Below are 16,945 nucleotides of genomic sequence, written 5' to 3'. Positions count from 1 at the left end.
GCGGCCGTCAGCTCGGAAGCGGGGTGACGGTAGCGGTGTCGCGCGGACGGATCTCGACCGCCATCGCCTTGATCTGCTCGTAGAGCTTCATCTCGCGTGCATAGGGCCACCAGTCGTAGAGCAGAAGCTCCGCCGGCCGCCACAGGCTGACCCAGCCGGCGATCAGGAAGCCTTCGCCGAACAGGCGGCCCTGCAGCGTGTAATGCGAGAAGATCTGCTCCGAAAGCGTCGAGAGCAACAGGCAGACTGCCCAGGCGATGAAGCCGATGCGGAGCGCGCGCTGGCCTTCGATACGCGTCTCGCGCACCTTCTGGCGCGACAGCCGCTTCTGGACGTCGCAATAGGTGGCGATGGCCGCCTTCAGGCGCTGCGGCAGGTCCGGCGTGATCTGGTCGGCCAGGAGATGGAGCACGATCCGTTCCAGCGGCGGCGCGGATCGCGGCCGCGCCTTCATCGTGTCCATCAGCTGGTCGATGCCCGACTCTTCGATGCTGTCGCCCCGGAACGGATCGAGGCTCGGCGCCTCGAAGAAATTGTGGATGTCCGTCAGGTAGAGCGCGGCGTCGCGGTCGGTGACCACGGTCATGATGCGTTTTGCGCCTCCACGGCAGCGAGCGTCGTCATGTTGGCGACGCCGCGCGAGGTCACCGACGGCGTCAGGATATGTGCCGGCTTGGCCGGGCCGAGCAGCAGCGGCCCGACATGCAGCGCGTCGGTCATGACCTTCACGACGTTGAGCGTGATGTTGGCGGCGTCGAGATTGGGGAAGACGAGGAGGTTCGCCTCGCCCGAGAGCTTGCCGCCCGGCATCGCCTTCTCGCGCAGGAGTTCGGAGAGCGCGGCATCGCCATGCATCTCACCGTCGACCTCGAGCTCCGGCGCGCATTCCCACAGAAGCTCGACAGCCCGGCGCATCTTCCTACTCGACTCGGTGTCGTGCGAGCCGAAATTGGAATGCGAGAGCAGCGCCACCTTCGGCGTGATGCCGAAGCGCCGCACCTGCGCGGCGGCGAGCTGCGTCAGCTCGGCGATCTCCTCGGCGCTCGGGTCGACATTCACATAGGTGTCGGTGAGGAAGGTCGTCGATTCCGACGAGATGAGGAGGCTCATCGAGGAGAAGCGGTGATTGCCGGCCCTAAGGCCGATCACGTCGCGGATGACGCCGAAATGGTTGCGGAACTGGCCTTCGAGGCCGCAAAGCAGCGCATCGGCCTCGCCACGCGCCACCGCCAGCGCGGCGATGACGGTGGTGTTGGTGCGCACCAGCGTGCGCGCCGCCTCGGGCGTCACGCCCTTGCGCCCGGTCTTCTCCAGATAGAGATCGACGTAGTCGCGATAGCGCGGGTCGTCCTCGGGATTGATGACCTCGCAATCCTCGCCCGGCTTGATCTTGAGGCCGAAGCGGTTGACGCGGCTGTCGATCACCGACGGGCGTCCGATGAGGATCGGCTGTGCCAGTCCGTCCTCGAGCATCACCTGCGCGGCGCGGAGAACCCGCTCGTCCTCGCCATCGGCATAGATGACCCGCTTCAGGTCCTTCTTCGCCGCCTGGACCATCGGCTTCATCACGAGGCCGGACTTGAAGACGAAACGCGTCAAGCGGTCCATATAGGCGTCGAAGTCGGCGATCGGCCGCGTCGCGACGCCGCTTTCCATCGCCGCGCGGGCGACGGCTGGCGCGATGCGCAGGATCAGCCGCTGGTCGAAAGGCGAGGGGATCAGGTAGTCGGGCCCGAAGACAAGCTCCACCCCGCCATAGGCCTGCGCCACGATGTCGGAGGCCTCCTCGTGGGCGAGCTCGGCGATGGCGCGCACCGCCGCGTGCTTCATCGCTTCGTTGATCGTCGTCGCGCCGACATCGAGCGCGCCGCGAAAGATATAGGGGAAGCAGAGGACGTTGTTGACCTGGTTCGGGAAGTCCGAACGGCCGGTGCAGATCATGGCGTCGGGTCGTGCGGCGCGCGCGAGATCGGGCATGATCTCCGGCGTCGGATTGGCGAGCGCCATGATCAGCGGCTGCGGCGCCATCTTGGCGAGCAGCTCGGGCTTCAGGATGCCGCCGGCTGAAAGGCCGAGGAAGATGTCGGCGTCGTCGATGACCTCGGCGAGCGTGCGCTTGTCGGTCTTCTGCGCATAGGCGGCCTTCCAGGGATCCATGAGCGCGGTGCGGCCCTCATAGACGACGCCTTCGATGTCGGAAACGAAGATGTTTTCGCGCTTGGCGCCGAGCGAGACCAGCATGTCGAGACAGGCGATGGCAGCCGCGCCGGCACCGGACGCGACGATCTTCGCCTCGCCGATCGGCTTCTTCTTAAGCGCAAGCCCGTTCAGGATCGCGGCACCAACGATAATGGCGGTGCCGTGCTGGTCGTCATGGAAGACCGGGATGTTCATCCGCGCGCGGAGCTTCTTCTCGATCTCGAAGCACTCCGGCGCCTTGATGTCCTCGAGATTGATGCCGCCGAAGGTCGGCTCCAGCGCCGCGACCACCTCGACGAAAGCGTCCACGTCGCGCTGCTCGACCTCGATGTCGAACACGTCGATGCCGGCGAACTTCTTGAAGAGGACCGCCTTGCCCTCCATCACCGGCTTGCCCGCCAGCGCGCCGATGGCGCCGAGGCCGAGCACCGCCGTGCCGTTGGAGATGACGGCGACGAGATTGCCGCGGGCCGTATAGTCGAAGGCCTTGGACGGATCGGCTGCGATGGCGAGGCAGGGCGCGGCCACGCCGGGGGAATAGGCGAGGGCCAGATCGCGCTGGTTGCCGAGCGGCTTGGTGGCGCGGATCTCCAGCTTGCCGGGCTGGGGGTAGCGGTGGAAGTAGAGGGCGGCCTCGTCGAGGGCGGCGCCTGCCGATCCCCTATCTGTCATGATGTGCCTGCGTTGTCTCGTCCGATGGGCGCCGCGTCGCGGCTCGGCCCACCTCTACAACAGCGGCAGCCCGGCGGCGAGCATTCGCTTCGCCCCGTTCCTAGAACGAGGCCTGCCGGCCGACCACTCCACAGCCGATTCCGGCATTGACGCAGAGGCCGATCATCGAGCCGCGGGGATCGCGGATCTCGGCATGAAGCGACGGCCGGATGAGCTCGGCCATGCCGATGCCGACCAGGGTGGCGAACAGCGTGATCGCAAAGAAGGAACGGGTAGCCATGATACGCAACTCCATCTGGGGCCGTGTCGATGCGCAAAACCCTGGCAGACCGCGCCTGAACCGGCCCTGAAATGCCCGTTCAGATATCGTTTGGACTCATTGCCATTTGATTAAAATTGTAAGCATCGGCGGTGTCGCCCACAGGGACAGCTTCGTCTTGACGCCCCTTGCGGAATGCTGCATCACCCTTCGCCATGTCGGCCTTCAAGCGTCTCGATTGCCTCTGTTGCTGCGGCTTGCCGGCGGCCTGACCGGGCCGACAATCGATCCGTGCCGCGCGCGGAAGAACCTGAACGCAGCAGCAGGAAGACCGGGCATCCGATGACGCTCCGCCTCCACAACACGCTCACCAAGGAACGCGAGACCCTGGTGCCGATCGATCCGCGGCATGTGCGGATGTATGTCTGCGGCCCGACGGTCTACGACTTTGCCCATATCGGCAACGCCCGGCCGGTGATCGTGTTCGACCTTCTGTTCCGCCTGCTGCGCCATCGTTATGGCGCGCGGCATGTCGTCTATGTCCGCAACATCACGGACGTGGACGACAAGATCAACGCGCGCGCCGCCGCCGAATATCCCGGCCTGCCGCTCAACGACGCGATCCGCATCGTCACCGAGAAGACGAACGCGCAGTTCCAGGCCGATGTCGCCGCGCTCGGTTGCCTCGCGCCGACCGAGCAGCCGCGCGCCACCGAGCATATCGACGCCATGAAGGCGCTGATCGAGCGGCTGGTCGAGAAGGGTGTCGCCTATGTCGCGGAAGGCCATGTGCTCTTCTCGCCCGCCGCGATGGACCGACTGCCCGGCGTGCCGCGCTATGGCGCGCTGGCGCGCCGCTCGCTCGACGAGATGATTGCCGGCGCCCGCGTCGATGTCGCCCCCTACAAGCGCGACGCGACCGATTTTGTCCTCTGGAAGCCGTCGAGCGACGAGGAACCCGGCTGGCCGTCACCGGCGGGCATCGACGGCCGCGGACGTCCGGGCTGGCATATCGAATGCTCGGCGATGTCGATGGCACGCCTGCTGGAGCCCTATGGCGGCGGCCTTTCCTGCGACGACCCGACGAAGAACGTCTTTGACATTCATGGCGGCGGCATCGATCTCGTATTCCCTCACCACGAGAACGAGATCGCGCAGACCTGCTCGGCCTTCGGCAACGAGCGGATGGCCAATATCTGGATGCATAACGGCTTCCTGCAGGTCGAAGGCGAGAAGATGTCGAAGAGCCTCGGCAACTTCGTCACCATCCGTGAAGTCATGGAAAAGCTGGCCGACCAGCGTTTTCCGGGCGAGATTGCTCGGCTGACCATGCTCAAGGCGCATTATCGGCAGCCGATCGACTGGACGGAGAAGGGCCTCGCGGAATCGACCGTCGAGATCGACAATCTCCGCCGCGCGCTGCGGGCCGCTGTCGCTGGCGAGCCCTCCGATGCCGTTGTGGACGCATTGGAAGACGACCTCAACACGCCGCTCGCGCTCGCCGAGATCTGGCGGCTGGCTTCCGAGGCGCGCTCGGCTGCGTCGCCGGCCCGGCGCCGTGAAGCTGCCGACAGGTTGGCGGGCTCGCTCGTGCTACTCGGCTTCGGTCGGCTGGTCGATGACTGCACGGAAGGCAACGCCATCCTGCGCGAGGAACTCGACGCCAAGATCCTTGCGGCCAGCCGCGCCGTGATCGATCCGGACGAGTTCGAGCGGATTGGCAACGAGGCCTCGGCCGCCTTCGACGAGACGCTCAAGCTGCGCGAGGCGGAATCGCTCGGCCTCGACGTCGAGGAGATCGGCCAGCTCATCGCCGCGCGCCTCGAGGCGCGGCGTGTCAGGAACTTCAAGGAGGCGGATCGCATCCGCGCCGAGCTCGACGAGATGGGCATCGCGCTCAAGGATGCGAAGGATCCGGTTTCCGGCGAGATCGTGACGAGCTGGGAACCGAAATAGCGATGGCGGCGGCGCGGTTCAGTTCACGAGCCGCGGCGCTGACCCGCCGTTTCCGAGGCCGACATGGCCGAGGCGGATGTCGTTGAGCCAGGCCGCGGTGGCCGCCGAGGAGAGCGGCTTTCCGAACAGATAGCCCTGGCCGATATCGCAGCCGACATCGCGCAGGATCTCGGCGACGTCGGCGATCTCGATCCCCTCCGCCGTCGTTTCCATGTCGAGCGAGTGGGCAAGCTGCACGATGGCGCGCACGATCTTCCAGTTCTCGATGTTCTGACGAGCGCCCTCGAGGAACAGACGGTCGATCTTGAGGCGGTCGATCGGCAGGTCGTTCAGGTGGCGGAGGCTCGAATAGCCTGTGCCGAAATCGTCGAGGGCGACTGCGACGCCGGCGTCGCGCAGCGCCGTCAGCATCAGCTTGGCCGAAGCCACCTCGTCGACGAGGGCATTTTCGGTGATTTCCAGTTCGAGCCGGCTCGGGGCGAGCCCGGCGCTGCGTAGGATGGCGAGGATGCGCGAGGCGAATTGTGGTTCAGCGAACTGCGTCGGCGAGACATTGACCGAAAGACCGAGCTCGCTGGGCCAGGTCTTGGCATCCGCGCAGGCGCTGGCGAGGATCCGGTAGAAGAGATCGCCGACCCGGCCGAGCTCCTCCGCCATCGGGATGAAAGCCGCCGGCTGGATGAGGCCGTAGCGGGGATGGTCCCAGCGGGCCAGGACCTCGAAGCCGGTGAGCCGCCCGTCTTCCAGCGCAACGAGCGGCTGGTAGAAGGGCACGATCTCTCCGGAGGAGATGGCCCGGCGGAGGTCGGTCTCGAGCGTCGAACGCCGGCGCAGGGCCTCGCCCATGCTCGCCTCGAAGTAATAGAACGTACCACGACCACCCTGTTTGGCCTCGACGAGCGCGATGTTCGCTGCGCGCAGCAGGTCCTCGGCATTGGAATCGGCAAGCTCCGAGGTCGCGATGCCGATCGTGGCGCCGATCGAAAGTACGCCCTGCGGCACCCAGACCGGTGCCGCGATGCTGTCGATCAGCCGCCGGGCCACGCGCCGCGACAGGTCGACCACCGTTTCGTTCTCGACGAGCAGGGCGAATTCGTCGCCGCCGAGCCGCGCGATCGTGGTGCCGACAGTCTGGAAGGTGCCGAGCCGGCGCGCGACCTCGACGAGCAGCATGTCGCCGACGCCGTGGCCGTGCAGGTGGTTGACGTTGCGGAAGCGGTCGAGATCGATGGTGAGGAGCGCAAAGGGCGACCCGCCGGCGCGGCGGCGCTCGATCGCCCGTTCCAGTTCGGCGATGAAGGCGGCGCGGTTGAGGATGCGCGTCAGCGGATCGATCTGGGAGAGGAGGCCGAGCTGCTTTTCGCGGCTCAGCGCTTCATCGAGGCGGGATGCGAGCTGGCTGAACCGGCGGAGGACGAGGAGGGCGATCGACGCGCCCGCGAACACAGCCGTCGCGGCGACGACCTCGCCGCGGGAATCGAGGAAGCCCGCGCCGCCCGGGACGAGACGCAACGCCGAGAGCAGCAGATAGACGCAGCCCGTCAGGATCAGCACGACCGACAGCTCGATGGCCGCTCGCCAGGTCACGCGCAGTCACTCCCCATTTTGCCGCGTTTCCCGTCCCCAAGCCGGTATGCGACACGACGCCGCCAGTTCATGCGCGCGACGCTTGAAGAATTCGTTATCCTCAAGGCTAGCTTAACGCCAGTACAGCATTTTGACGCGTTCGGGCAGGGGGCGGCCGCGAAGGCTCGTCTGTTTGGTTACCGCGGGTTGCCAGGCTCAAACGAAAAGACCCCGCGCCGGATCGGAGCGGGGTCTCTTAGGAACCTTCGGATGATCCGCGGATCAGTCCTTGGCGCGCTCGACATAGGAGCCGTCGTCGGTCAGCACGACGATTCGTGTGCCGGCTTCGATATGCGGCGGAACGGTGGTGCGGACGCCGTTGGAAAGCGTTGCCGGCTTGTAGGAGGCAGAGGCGGTCTGCCCCTTCGTCACCGGCTCGGTTTCCACCACTTCGAGCGTCACGCGCTGCGGCAGGGTGATCGAGACAGCCTGCTCCTCGAAGATGGCGAGGCGGACCACCATGCCCTCCTGCAGATAGGGGGCCGAGTCGCCGACGACATCCTTGGAAACGATGATCTGGTCGTAGTTCTCGGTATTCATGAAGGTAAAGCCTTCGCCGTCCTGGAACAGGTACGAATAGTCCCGGTCCTCGACATAGGCGCGCTCGACCTGCTCGGTCGTCTTGTAGCGGTTGGAGATCTTCACGCCATCGGAGAGGCGGCGCATGTCGATCTGCGTCGTCGGGGTGCCCTTGCCGGGGTGGAAGCTCTCGGCGATCAGAACGGCATAGAGCTTGCCGTCGATCTCGATGATATTGCCCTTGCGGATCTGGCTGGCGATGACTTTCACGGGTGTCGGGTCCTTGACTGTGGCACCCGCCGCGGGGCGCTTCATGAGTGGCGACGCGCCGATGACAGGCGCGTGAATGGCGCGCAACATAGCGATTCCGCCCGCGCTTGCCAGTCCAAAGTGCAGAGGACCCGCCGCCGGAGCCTTGCTTCGCCGCCGGTTCGGCGGCAGAGAACGCGGCGGGGCTCTCTTGGCCCCTCCGGCCTTGCTCTGGATTAGTCGATGACCGACCACGCCTCGCCTTGGTGGACGCCGCATGTCCACGCCGATCGTCGCCCGCATCTTCTCGCGCGCGGGCGGATCAAGGCTGCGATCGCGTCTTGGTTCGCCGGCGAGGGCTTCACCGAGGTCGAATGCGCCATCCTGCAGGTCTCTCCCGGCAACGAGACCCATCTCTCCGCCTTCGCGACCGAGCGGATCGCTCCGGATGGGTCAAGGGAGACGCTCTATCTGCATACCTCGCCGGAGTTCGCCGCCAAGAAGCTGCTGGCCGCAGGAGAGGAGCGGATCTTCACGCTCGGCCCGGTCTTCCGAAATCGCGAGCTCGGCCCCCGGCACGCCAATGAGTTCTCGATGCTCGAATGGTATCGCGCCCGCGCGCCCTATGCGGCGCTGATGGCCGACTGCGCCGCGCTGCTCGCGACGGCGGCGGCTGCCGCGGGCGTGTCGATGCTCTCCCACCGCGGCCGGACTTGCGACCCTTTCGCGGAGCCGGAGCGGCTCAGCGTCGCCGATGCCTTCGCCCGTCACGCGGGCATCGATCTCCTCGCGACGGTCGACGAGACGGGTGCCACACATCGGGATGCGCTCGCCTCCGCCGCCGGGGCGGCCGGTCTTCGGGTTGCCGCCGACGACGACTGGGGCGACATTTTCAGCCGCGTCATCGCGGAGCGCGTCGAGCCCCATCTCGGCATAGGCCGCGCCACGATCCTCGACGAATACCCCATCGCGGAAGCGGCGCTTGCCCGGCGCAGCCCGCGCGATCCCCGCGTCGCGGAGCGGTTCGAGCTCTACGCCTGCGGCGTCGAGCTGGCCAATGGCTTCGGCGAACTGACTGATCCAGCCGAGCAGCGCCGCCGCTTCGTCGCCGACATGGACGAGAAGGAGCGCATCTATGGCGAGCGCTATCCGCTCGACGAGGATTTCCTTGCCGCCCTTGCGATCATGCCCGAGGCCTCCGGCATCGCCCTCGGCTTCGACCGCCTCGTGATGCTGGCGACGGGCGCGCCGCGGCTCGATCTCGTCGTCTGGACACCCGCGGCGCGATGACCGAAAGAAGGGCCATGACCAAGCCCATCGCATCCGGCGCCGCCGTCCCCGAGCCGGCGATCGTGCCGATCGCGCCGCGCCCGGCGCTGAGGAGCGCAGCGGCGCTCGTCGAGGCCGGGCTCGTCGCGCCAGCCGACCAGGCCGCGCTCGACGAGGTCGGCGCACGCTATGCCGTCGCGGTGACGCCGGATGTCGCGGCGCTGATCGATCCCGCCGATGGCGCCGATCCCATCGCGGCACAGTTCATTCCGTCCCGCGCCGAACTCGAGACGCGACCGGGCGAACTGGCCGACCCGATCGGCGACGACGCGCACAGCCCGCTTCCCGGTCTCGTCCATCGCTATCCTGACCGCGTCCTGCTGAAACTCGTCCACGCCTGTGCCGTCTATTGCCGCTTCTGCTTCCGCCGCGAGACGGTCGGACCCGGCGGCTCGACCTTGCTCGGCGACGAGGCCTTCGCAGCGGCGCTGGCCTATATCGCCGACCGGCCGGCGATCTGGGAAGTGATCTTCACCGGCGGAGACCCTCTGGTGGCGGCGCCCCGGCGCCTCGGCGCGCTGCTGGATCGCTTCCGCGCCATCGATCATGTGAAGGTGCTGCGCTTTCATACGCGCATCCCGGTCGTCGACCCCGGCCGCATCGATGGCGCGCTCGTCCGGGCGCTCACCGGGACGGGCAAGGCGGTCTATGTCGCCGTGCACGCCAATCACCCGCGCGAGTTCACACCGGCCGCCCGTGACGCGCTGGCGCGCCTCGCCGATGCCGGGATCGTTCTCGTCAGCCAGAGCGTGCTGCTCAAGGGTGTCAACGACGACCCGGAGACCATGGCCGCGCTGATGCGGGCCTTTGTCCAAGCTCGGGTGAAGCCCTATTACCTTCACCATGCCGATCTCGCGCCGGGGACCGCGCATTTCCGCACCTCGATCGAATCGGGGCAGGCTCTGATGCGCGCGCTGCGCGGCCGCCTCTCTGGCCTCGCGCAGCCGACCTATGTGCTCGACATCCCCGGTGGCTACGGCAAGGTTCCGGTCGGGCCGGACTATGTCGACCCGGACGGCACGATCACCGACCCGAATGGCGGCGTGCACGCCTATCCGTTCGCGGCGGAGGTGTAGGGATGGGAGCCTTCCTGCGGGTGCAGCGCCCCGCCTAGCTCAACCGTCCGCTTCCTGTTCTAATGCGATCGAAATCGCACATTGCGGGGATGACATGAGCTCGTTTTCGATCATTCGCGGCGGCAGGCTGCTCGATGCGGCCGGCCGCACGGCGCCGTTCAAGGACATCCTGGTCAAGGACGGCGCCATCCTCGAAGTGGGCGAGCCGGGCCTCGCCGCGCCTCCAGAGGCGGAGGTCGTCGATGCGTCGCGACACCTGATGCATCCCGGCCTCGTCAACTCCCATACCCATGGCAGCGGCGCTCTGACCCGCGGCTATCTCGACCGCTGGAACCTCGAGATGCTGCTGATGGCGGCGCCGCGGCGCTTCGGCAACCAGAGCGCGGAGATCAAGTATCTCAACACCTATCTCGGCGCGGTCGAGATGGCGCTGAAGGGATGCACGGTCGCCTATGACCTGACCTTCGGCGTTCCGGTGGCGACGACCGAGGAACTGATCGCGATGGGCCAGGCCTATCGCGACGCCGGCATCCGCGCCGTCATGGCGCCGATGCTGTCCGATATCAGCTTCTACCGCGCCATTCCCGGCCTCGTCGAAAGCCTGCCGGCCGAGCTTCAGCGCCTGTCCGTGATCGACGCCGCGGATGCGACCGACGAGGTTCTGAGGCTTATGGGCGAGGCGCTGGCCGCCTGGCCGCACGATCGCGATCACGTCAAGCTCGGTGTGGCGCCGACGATCCCCACCCATTGCTCGGACGCACTGATGCGCGGCTCGGACCGCTTGGTTCGCGACTACGACACGGTGATGCAGAGCCATGTCGGCGAATCGAAGGTCCAGGTGCTGGCGGCCAAGGAGTTCTGGGGCAAGTCGATGGTCGCCCATATCGACGAGCTCGGGCTGATCGGCCCGCATTTCTCCGTCGCGCACGGCGTCTGGCTCGACGACGACGACATGCGCCGCCTCGCCGATCGCGGCGCCTCGGTCTCGCACAATGCCGGCAGCAACATGCGGCTCGGTGCCGGCATCGCGGATTCGCGCCGCATGCTGGAGCTCGGCGTCAATCTCGGCATCGGCACCGACGGCGCCACCTCGTCCGACAACCAGAACATGTACGAGGCGATGCGCGCGGCGCAGCAGGTCTCCTGCGTCCGCCAGCCCGACCACCGCCTGTGGCTCTCCGCGCCCGAGGTGATCGCTGCGGCGACCACGGGCGGCGCGCGGCTCACCGGCTTCGGCCATGTCGGGTCGATCGAGCCCGGCAAGCGCGCGGACATCGTCTTCCTGACGCTCGACCATCCGAACTGGATGCCGGTCAACGACCCGTCGAACCAGCTCGTGCTGGTCGAGGACGCGACCGCCGTCCGCCACGTCATGGTCGACGGGCGCTTCATCGTCCGGGACGGGCGTCACCTCGCCTCCGACATGGCTGCCCTGGCGGGCAAGGCCGAGGCGGCGCGCGAGACGATCGCCTCGCTGAACCAGGCCGACATGGCCGTGGCGGAGCGGCTCGAGGAGGCGGTCACGAGTTTCTGCCGCAGCCTTTCGGCGAAGCCCTACAGCGTCGAGCGTTACGCGGCCTTTCCTTGCCGTTGCGAGACGCCGGAGGCCGGTTTCGCGGCGACGCCGGCCTGAGCCCGGCGTGAGGGTTTCCGCGCGGCGATCGGGATGCGGATCGCCGCGACTGCGATGACGGCAAGGGAGATGCCGAGCACGATCCAGGCTGGCCGAATGCTCGTCTTCCACGCGAAATTCGTCGGCAGGACGCGCGAGAACGGCGCGCCGACCTTGAGGTAGTAGTAGAGCGCCTCGCCAAGCCCCGTCGCGACGACGATCACGATCGCGAGGATCACGGTCGCTGCCAGCGTTCCCGCCTTCTGCTCGCCGATCCGCGCCGCGAGAAGCCGCCAGAGGGCGAGCCACGCCGCGATCGCTGCCATCACGATCGGCTCGGTGACGCCGAGCTTCGATTGCAGGAAGAAGTGCACGGTGGCGAGCGCGGCCACCGGATAGACGAGCCGGTGCAGCGCCCGCCATTCGATGCCGCCCATGCGGCGCATCATGCCTTCGGTCGAGGTCGCGGCAAGTGGCACCAGCATCAGGAGGGCGACGAAGCCGATGGTGAGATAGGGCCGCGCGATGATCTCGGACACGACCTTGCCGAAATCCCAGCCGAGATCGCCGGCATAGGCGACGAGGTGGATGACGGCGTAGGCAAAGGCGGCGAGGCCCAGCATGCGCCGCAACTGGATCAGGTCGCCCCAGCGCCAGACATGGCGGAGCGGCGTCACCGCGAGCGAGATCAGCAGGAATCGGATCGCCCAGAGGCCGGTTTGATGATTGATCTCGATATAGGGCCGCGGCCCGAGACTGCCGGTCGCGGCGCGGAAGAGAAGCCAAAGGCCTGGCGCGAGGACGCCGGCGAAGACCAGCGATTTCAGCAGGGAGACATTGCCGCGCCGGTCGAGCCAGGGCAGCGGAAGTGCGGCGCGTTCATGCATCGGCAGGGCCTTCGTTGTTGCTCACCGCTTCTACGGCACGCGGCGCCGGATCGTGACAGAGCGCGCGATCATGCTTCCGTGATCGCCGAAAAGCTCCGCAACCCTCGGCCCATAATTGATACAACTCATCATTTGACCGGCGGGTCCGGTGCAAACAAGGGTGCGCATCGACGGAAGAGCACCCAGATGAGGCAGATGAGCGAAGACACCGCCGTTGCCGGCACCCATCAGACGGCGGCCGAACCACGAGTTGCCAGCGCGCCGACCGGCGATCTCGGACGGCTCCTCGGCGAACCCGCCCGCCGGCGCCCGCCTCGGCGGCGCGTTATCGCGCTCGTTGCCGCTCTCGGCCTTCTCGCGCTCGCGGGCGTTATGTGGAGCATGATGTCGACGGGCGGGGCATCGTATCGCTTCACCACCGCGCCGGTCACGACGGGCGATCTCACGGTGACGGTCACCGCGACCGGTTCGATCCAGCCGACCGAGAAGGTGGACGTGTCGAGCGAGCTTTCCGGCCGGATACGCTCGGTGAATGTCGACTACAACAGCCCGGTCAGGACCGGCGACGTGCTGGCCGAACTCGTGACCGACAATCTCGACGCCGCCGTCGCGAGCGCCGAGGCGAAGCTCGCCGCCGCGAATGCCAATGTCGCGAAGACGCAGGCGACCATCGCCTCGACGCAGAGCACTCTCGCCAACAAGAAGGTGCTGGTCGGCCGCAACGTCTCGTCCTCGCAGGAGCTGATCGAGGCGCAGGCGGCCTATGACGGCGCTGTCGCGGCCGAAGCCGCCGCGAAGGCCGATGTGCAGGCTGCGACGGCCGATCTCAGTCTCGCGCGGACCAACCTCTCCAAGGCGAAGATCCGCTCGCCGATCGACGGCGTCGTCCTGACGCGCAGCGTCGATCCGGGCGCGACCGTCGCCGCCTCGCTGTCGGCGCCGACGCTGTTCGTCATCGCCGGCGATCTCCGGGAGATGGAGCTGCAGGTCGATGTCGACGAGGCCGATGTCGGCAAGACGGCCGTGGGGCAGGCGGCGACCTTCACGGTGGATGCCTATCCCGACCAGACCTTTCCGGCTGCGATCAAGGATATCCGCTTCGTCTCGGAAACGACCAACAACGTCGTCACCTACAAGGCGACGCTCACCGTCGACAATGCGAAGCTGCTGCTCCGCCCCGGCATGACGGCGACGGCGGATATCGTCGTCCAGCAGGAAAAGGACGCGACGCTCATCCCGAACCCGGCGCTCCGCTACGTGCCGCCGGCGGAGAGCGGCAACACGCGCGCCTTCGGCCTCTTCTCGGCGCCGCGCATGGGCGCGATCACAAAGGCCGAGCCGACCGGCAACGGGCGAACGGTCTATGTGCTTCGCGACGGGACGCCGACCCCCGTGACCATCGAGATCGGCGCCACCGACGGGGTCAACACCGAGGTGAAGAGCGGCGACCTCAAGCCCGGCGACCAGGTCGTCACCGACGCGGCGCCGGTGAAATGACCGCCCCGGAGATCGAGTTCCGCGCGGTCTCGAAGGTCTATGGCAGCGGCGACGCCCGTGTGAAGGCGCTCGACGGCGCCAGCTTCAGCATCGCCCGGGGAGAATTCGTCGCCATCATGGGCCCGTCCGGCTCGGGCAAGTCGACGACCATGAACATCATCGGCTGCCTCGATCGGCCCACATCGGGCGAATATCTGTTCGAAGGGGTGCCGACGACGACGCTGTCGCGCAACCAGCTGACACTGCTCCGCCGCCATCGCCTCGGCTTCGTGTTCCAGGGCTTCAACCTCCTCGCGCGGACCTCGGCGGTCGAGAATGTCGAGCTGCCGCTCGTCTATCGCGGCCTCGGCACTGCCGAGCGGCGGAAGCTCGCCCTCGCGGCACTGGCACGGGTCGGGCTCGAGGGCAGGGCGGGACACACGCCGGGCGAACTCTCGGGCGGCCAGCAGCAGCGCGTGGCGATCGCGCGCGCCATCGTCACCGAGCCGGCCGTGCTGCTGGCCGACGAGCCGACAGGCAATCTCGATACGAAGACCAGCGAGGAGATCATGCGCCTCGTGACGGCGCTCAACCGAGAGCAGGGCATCACCGTGATCATGGTGACGCATGAGCCGGACATCGCCGCATTCGCCGCGCGGACCATCCGCTTCGTCGACGGCCGCATCGAGGGCGATTCGGCGACTGCGGCGGCGCGGGTGGGCATCGGAGAGCCAGCATCATGCTGACGGAATCGCTGAAGCTCGCGCTGAGAACGATCCGCCGCAATCCGATGCGTTCGTTCCTGACGGTGCTCGGCATCGTGATCGGCGTCGCCGCTGTCATCGCAATGGTGACCATCGGCAACGGCACCACCGCCAAGGTGACGGCCGACATCTCCAAGCTCGGCAGCAACATGCTGTTCGTCCGGCCCGGCCAGTTCGGCCCCGGCCGGGCGAGCACGACGGCGAAGTCCTTCAATGCCCGCGACGTGTCGGCTATCCAGCAGCAGGTTCCCGGCATCCGCGCGGTCGCGCCTGTCGTGCAGAGCTCGGCGACAGTGATCTTCGGCGGCGAGAGCCGCTCCAGCAGCGTCGTCGGCACCTCGGACGACTATCTACTGGCGCTCGACTGGGACCTCGCGGCAGGCCGCAGCTTCCTCGAGACAGAGGAGCGCAGCGGGCGCGCCGTCTGCATCATCGGCGAGACGGTGCGGGTGAAGCTATTCGGCGCGAGCGATCCGATCGGCCAGCCGCTGCGCGTCGGCACGGTGCCCTGCGAGGTGATCGGGTTGCTCGTCAAGAAGGGGCAGTCCGGCATGGGCGCCGACCAGGACGATACCGTCCTGATGCCGCTCCGCGCCGTGCAGAGGCGCATCACGGGCTCGACCGATATCGGCATCGTCCTCGTCTCGGCGCGCGATGGTGTCGCGACATCGAAAGTGCAGGGCGATCTTGAACGGCTGCTGCGCGAGCGGCGCGGCATCGTCGCCGGCAAGGACGACGACTTCTCCGTCAACGACATGACGCAGATGCTGGAGACCGTCGCTGGTACGACCCAGCTCCTGACGGGCCTTCTCGGCGCGGTCGCCGCCGTCAGCCTGCTCGTCGGCGGCATCGGCATCATGAACATCATGCTCGTGTCTGTGACCGAGCGGACGCGCGAGATCGGCATCCGCCTCGCCATCGGCGCGCTCGAATCGCAGGTTCTGTCGCAGTTCCTGGTCGAAGCCGTCGTGCTGTCGCTGTTCGGTGGGACGGTCGGTATCCTGCTGGGGCTCGGCCTCGCGTATTCGGCGATCGGGCTCCTCGGCGTGCCCTTCGTCGTGAGCCCGTCGATCATCGCCATCGCCTTCGCCTTCTCGGCGGTCATCGGCATGCTGTTCGGCTATCTGCCGGCCCGCCGCGCCGCCCATCTCGATCCGATCGAGGCGCTCCGGCACGAGTAGGAAGCGCCGAAGGTCCATACCGGCGGCCGACAGCGCGCTCCGGCCTCCGCTCTCTCCGGCGGGCCGGCGGGAGAGATGGAGACGGGCTGCTTCTCGTCGCAGCCCCTCCTCACCCTCTCTCGCAGGCGGGAGAGGGAACAGGTCTCACGCCGCGAGTTCGTCCCGCCAGGGAGGATTGGCGCCGGCGCGCGAGCAGGTGATCGAGGCGACACGATTGGCGAAGTCGAGCGCGTCCTTGAGCTCGCGATGATCGAGCGTGCGCAGGCGCGTGATGTCGAGCAGACCCTTCTCGTGCAGCCGGGCGAGGAATCCGCCCGTGAAGCTGTCGCCGGCGCCGACGGTGTCGACGACGGTGGTCGGCACGATCGGCGAAAACACCTTGCCCTTGCGGGTGAAGGCCGTGACGCCGGCGCCGCCGCGCGTGACGACGACGAGGCCCGCTCCGCCCTTCAGCCAGCCCTCGGCGATCGTCTCGGGATCGGCGCCGGGATGCAGCCATTCGAGATCGGCCCCCGAAATCTTCACGATGTCGGCGCCGCAGGCGAAGGCCTCGGCCCGCGCCATGAAGGTGTCGCGGTCGGCGATCAGCGTCGGGCGGACATTGGGGTCGTAGCAGATGACGCGTCGGCCGCGATTGTCGTCCATGACCTGCGCGAGGCGCGAGGCGAAGGGTTCGGTCGCGAGCGAGAAGGAGCCGAAATGCAGCGCCTCGACCTCGTCGCCGATCGGCGTATGCGCGGCGGGGTCATGCAGGCGGCCGGCGGTGTTCTCGTCGAAGAAGGCGTATTGCGGCTCTTCATGGGCGAGGCTGACGAAGGCGAGCGTCGTCGGACGGGCCGAACGGCCGGCATATTTGAGGTCGACGTTGCTGCGAACCAGCTCGTCCGCGAGCATGTCGCCAAAGAAGTCGGTCGAGATGCCGCCGAGGAAGCCCGTCGGCACGCCGAGGCGGCCCGTGGTGAGCGCGACATTGTAGGGCGAGCCGCCGACCGCCGGCCGGTAGCTGTCGCGTCCCTGCTCATCCTTGGTCGGCAGGAAGTCGATCAGCGCTTCGCCGCACGCCACGATCATTTCGGTCACCCCTCCGCTGGACTGGTGCTCTGCCATCTATCGGAAGCGGACCATCGCGCCAAGGGGGAG

The 16,945-nt window shown here is 67.4% G+C and carries 14 protein-coding genes; 7 read left to right on the top strand and 7 right to left on the bottom strand.

Annotated features, from left to right (window positions below; genetic code table 11):
• Window positions 1-7 precede the first annotated feature (7 nt).
• The 3 genes from QO015_RS02815 to QO015_RS02805 all read right to left on the bottom strand — a co-directional run bounded on the left by QO015_RS02815 (window position 8) and on the right by QO015_RS02805 (window position 3,151).
• A complete protein-coding gene (locus QO015_RS02815) occupies window positions 8-586 on the bottom strand; it encodes a hypothetical protein (protein WP_266281596.1) in 579 nt (192 codons plus the stop codon).
• Window positions 583-2,871 carry an NADP-dependent malic enzyme gene (locus tag QO015_RS02810; protein WP_266281598.1) on the bottom strand — a complete coding sequence of 763 codons (2,289 nt, stop codon included), beginning with the start codon at window positions 2,869-2,871 and terminating at the stop codon, window positions 583-585. The genes QO015_RS02815 and QO015_RS02810 overlap by 4 nt, the downstream gene beginning before the upstream one ends.
• Window positions 2,872-2,971: 100 nt before the next feature.
• A complete protein-coding gene (locus tag QO015_RS02805; RefSeq protein WP_266281600.1) occupies window positions 2,972-3,151 on the bottom strand; it encodes a hypothetical protein in 180 nt (59 codons plus the stop codon).
• A 174-nt stretch (window positions 3,152-3,325) separates the two neighbouring features.
• Between QO015_RS02805 and cysS the strand changes: the two genes are divergently transcribed.
• Window positions 3,326-5,086, top strand: coding sequence for a cysteine--tRNA ligase (cysS, locus tag QO015_RS02800; RefSeq protein WP_442358268.1), 1,761 nt, complete (start codon window positions 3,326-3,328; stop codon window positions 5,084-5,086).
• Window positions 5,087-5,104: 18 nt separating this feature from the next.
• Here cysS and QO015_RS02795 read toward each other — a convergent pair whose 3' ends face one another.
• The gene (locus tag QO015_RS02795; RefSeq protein ID WP_266281604.1) at window positions 5,105-6,673 is read right to left on the bottom strand and encodes a putative bifunctional diguanylate cyclase/phosphodiesterase; all 1,569 of its coding nucleotides are present in this window, start codon (window positions 6,671-6,673) and stop codon (window positions 5,105-5,107) included.
• A gap of 261 nt (window positions 6,674-6,934) precedes the next feature.
• A complete protein-coding gene (gene efp, locus QO015_RS02790) occupies window positions 6,935-7,501 on the bottom strand; it encodes an elongation factor P (protein WP_266281606.1) in 567 nt (188 codons plus the stop codon).
• A 222-nt stretch (window positions 7,502-7,723) separates the two neighbouring features.
• Here efp and epmA point away from each other — a divergent pair, with 222 nt between their 5' ends.
• From epmA to QO015_RS02775, 3 genes are all read left to right on the top strand, one after another.
• Window positions 7,724-8,770, top strand: coding sequence for an EF-P lysine aminoacylase EpmA (gene epmA / locus QO015_RS02785; RefSeq protein ID WP_266281608.1), 1,047 nt, complete (start codon window positions 7,724-7,726; stop codon window positions 8,768-8,770).
• A gap of 14 nt (window positions 8,771-8,784) precedes the next feature.
• Window positions 8,785-9,885, top strand: coding sequence for a lysine-2,3-aminomutase-like protein (locus tag QO015_RS02780; RefSeq protein ID WP_266281610.1), 1,101 nt, complete (start codon window positions 8,785-8,787; stop codon window positions 9,883-9,885).
• A 94-nt stretch (window positions 9,886-9,979) separates the two neighbouring features.
• The gene (locus tag QO015_RS02775; RefSeq protein WP_266281612.1) at window positions 9,980-11,518 is read left to right on the top strand and encodes an amidohydrolase family protein; all 1,539 of its coding nucleotides are present in this window, start codon (window positions 9,980-9,982) and stop codon (window positions 11,516-11,518) included.
• Here the strand turns inward: QO015_RS02775 and msrQ are convergent.
• Complete coding sequence (gene msrQ / locus QO015_RS02770) at window positions 11,455-12,384, bottom strand: protein-methionine-sulfoxide reductase heme-binding subunit MsrQ (RefSeq protein WP_266281614.1); 930 nt, start codon at window positions 12,382-12,384, stop codon at window positions 11,455-11,457. The two genes, QO015_RS02775 and msrQ, sit on opposite strands and share 64 nt — an antisense overlap.
• A gap of 195 nt (window positions 12,385-12,579) precedes the next feature.
• Between msrQ and QO015_RS02765 the strand changes: the two genes are divergently transcribed.
• The 3 genes from QO015_RS02765 to QO015_RS02755 are packed head-to-tail and all read left to right on the top strand — an operon-like array spanning window position 12,580 to window position 15,805.
• Window positions 12,580-13,881, top strand: coding sequence for an efflux RND transporter periplasmic adaptor subunit (locus tag QO015_RS02765; protein WP_266281616.1), 1,302 nt, complete (start codon window positions 12,580-12,582; stop codon window positions 13,879-13,881).
• Window positions 13,878-14,606 carry an ABC transporter ATP-binding protein gene (locus QO015_RS02760; RefSeq protein ID WP_266281618.1) on the top strand — a complete coding sequence of 243 codons (729 nt, stop codon included), beginning with the start codon at window positions 13,878-13,880 and terminating at the stop codon, window positions 14,604-14,606. Before QO015_RS02765 ends, QO015_RS02760 begins: the two co-directional genes overlap by 4 nt.
• Window positions 14,600-15,805 (top strand): ABC transporter permease, encoded by a 1,206-nt coding sequence (locus QO015_RS02755; protein ID WP_266281620.1) that lies wholly within the window; start codon window positions 14,600-14,602, stop codon window positions 15,803-15,805. Before QO015_RS02760 ends, QO015_RS02755 begins: the two co-directional genes overlap by 7 nt.
• Before the next feature lie 144 nt (window positions 15,806-15,949).
• On the opposite strand, the gene QO015_RS02750 is transcribed toward QO015_RS02755, so the two are convergent.
• Window positions 15,950-16,876: a carbohydrate kinase family protein gene (locus QO015_RS02750; protein ID WP_266281622.1), complete on the bottom strand. Its 927-nt coding sequence runs from the start codon at window positions 16,874-16,876 to the stop codon at window positions 15,950-15,952.
• Window positions 16,877-16,945 lie beyond the last annotated feature (69 nt).

It is taken from the genome of Kaistia geumhonensis (assembly GCF_030815145.1).
Lineage (GTDB): Bacteria > Pseudomonadota > Alphaproteobacteria > Rhizobiales > Kaistiaceae > Kaistia > Kaistia geumhonensis.
The sequence above is the reverse complement of the archived record's forward strand: the minus strand, read 5'-3'. Positions and strand labels throughout refer to the sequence as shown.

Excerpts from the sequence above, each read along its gene's own strand:
- QO015_RS02815 (WP_266281596.1), bottom strand. The coding sequence starts at position 586 with ATGACCGTGGTCACCGACCGCGACGCCGCGCTCTACCTGACGGACATC.
- QO015_RS02810 (WP_266281598.1), bottom strand. The coding sequence starts at position 2,871 with ATGACAGATAGGGGATCGGCAGGCGCCGCCCTCGACGAGGCCGCCCTC.
- QO015_RS02805 (WP_266281600.1), bottom strand. The coding sequence starts at position 3,151 with ATGGCTACCCGTTCCTTCTTTGCGATCACGCTGTTCGCCACCCTGGTC.
- cysS (WP_442358268.1), top strand. The coding sequence starts at position 3,326 with ATGCTGCATCACCCTTCGCCATGTCGGCCTTCAAGCGTCTCGATTGCC.
- epmA (WP_266281608.1), top strand. The coding sequence starts at position 7,724 with ATGACCGACCACGCCTCGCCTTGGTGGACGCCGCATGTCCACGCCGAT.
- QO015_RS02780 (WP_266281610.1), top strand. The coding sequence starts at position 8,785 with ATGACCAAGCCCATCGCATCCGGCGCCGCCGTCCCCGAGCCGGCGATC.
- QO015_RS02775 (WP_266281612.1), top strand. The coding sequence starts at position 9,980 with ATGAGCTCGTTTTCGATCATTCGCGGCGGCAGGCTGCTCGATGCGGCC.
- msrQ (WP_266281614.1), bottom strand. The coding sequence starts at position 12,384 with ATGCATGAACGCGCCGCACTTCCGCTGCCCTGGCTCGACCGGCGCGGC.
- QO015_RS02765 (WP_266281616.1), top strand. The coding sequence starts at position 12,580 with ATGAGCGAAGACACCGCCGTTGCCGGCACCCATCAGACGGCGGCCGAA.
- QO015_RS02760 (WP_266281618.1), top strand. The coding sequence starts at position 13,878 with ATGACCGCCCCGGAGATCGAGTTCCGCGCGGTCTCGAAGGTCTATGGC.
- QO015_RS02755 (WP_266281620.1), top strand. The coding sequence starts at position 14,600 with ATGCTGACGGAATCGCTGAAGCTCGCGCTGAGAACGATCCGCCGCAAT.
- QO015_RS02750 (WP_266281622.1), bottom strand. The coding sequence starts at position 16,876 with ATGATCGTGGCGTGCGGCGAAGCGCTGATCGACTTCCTGCCGACCAAG.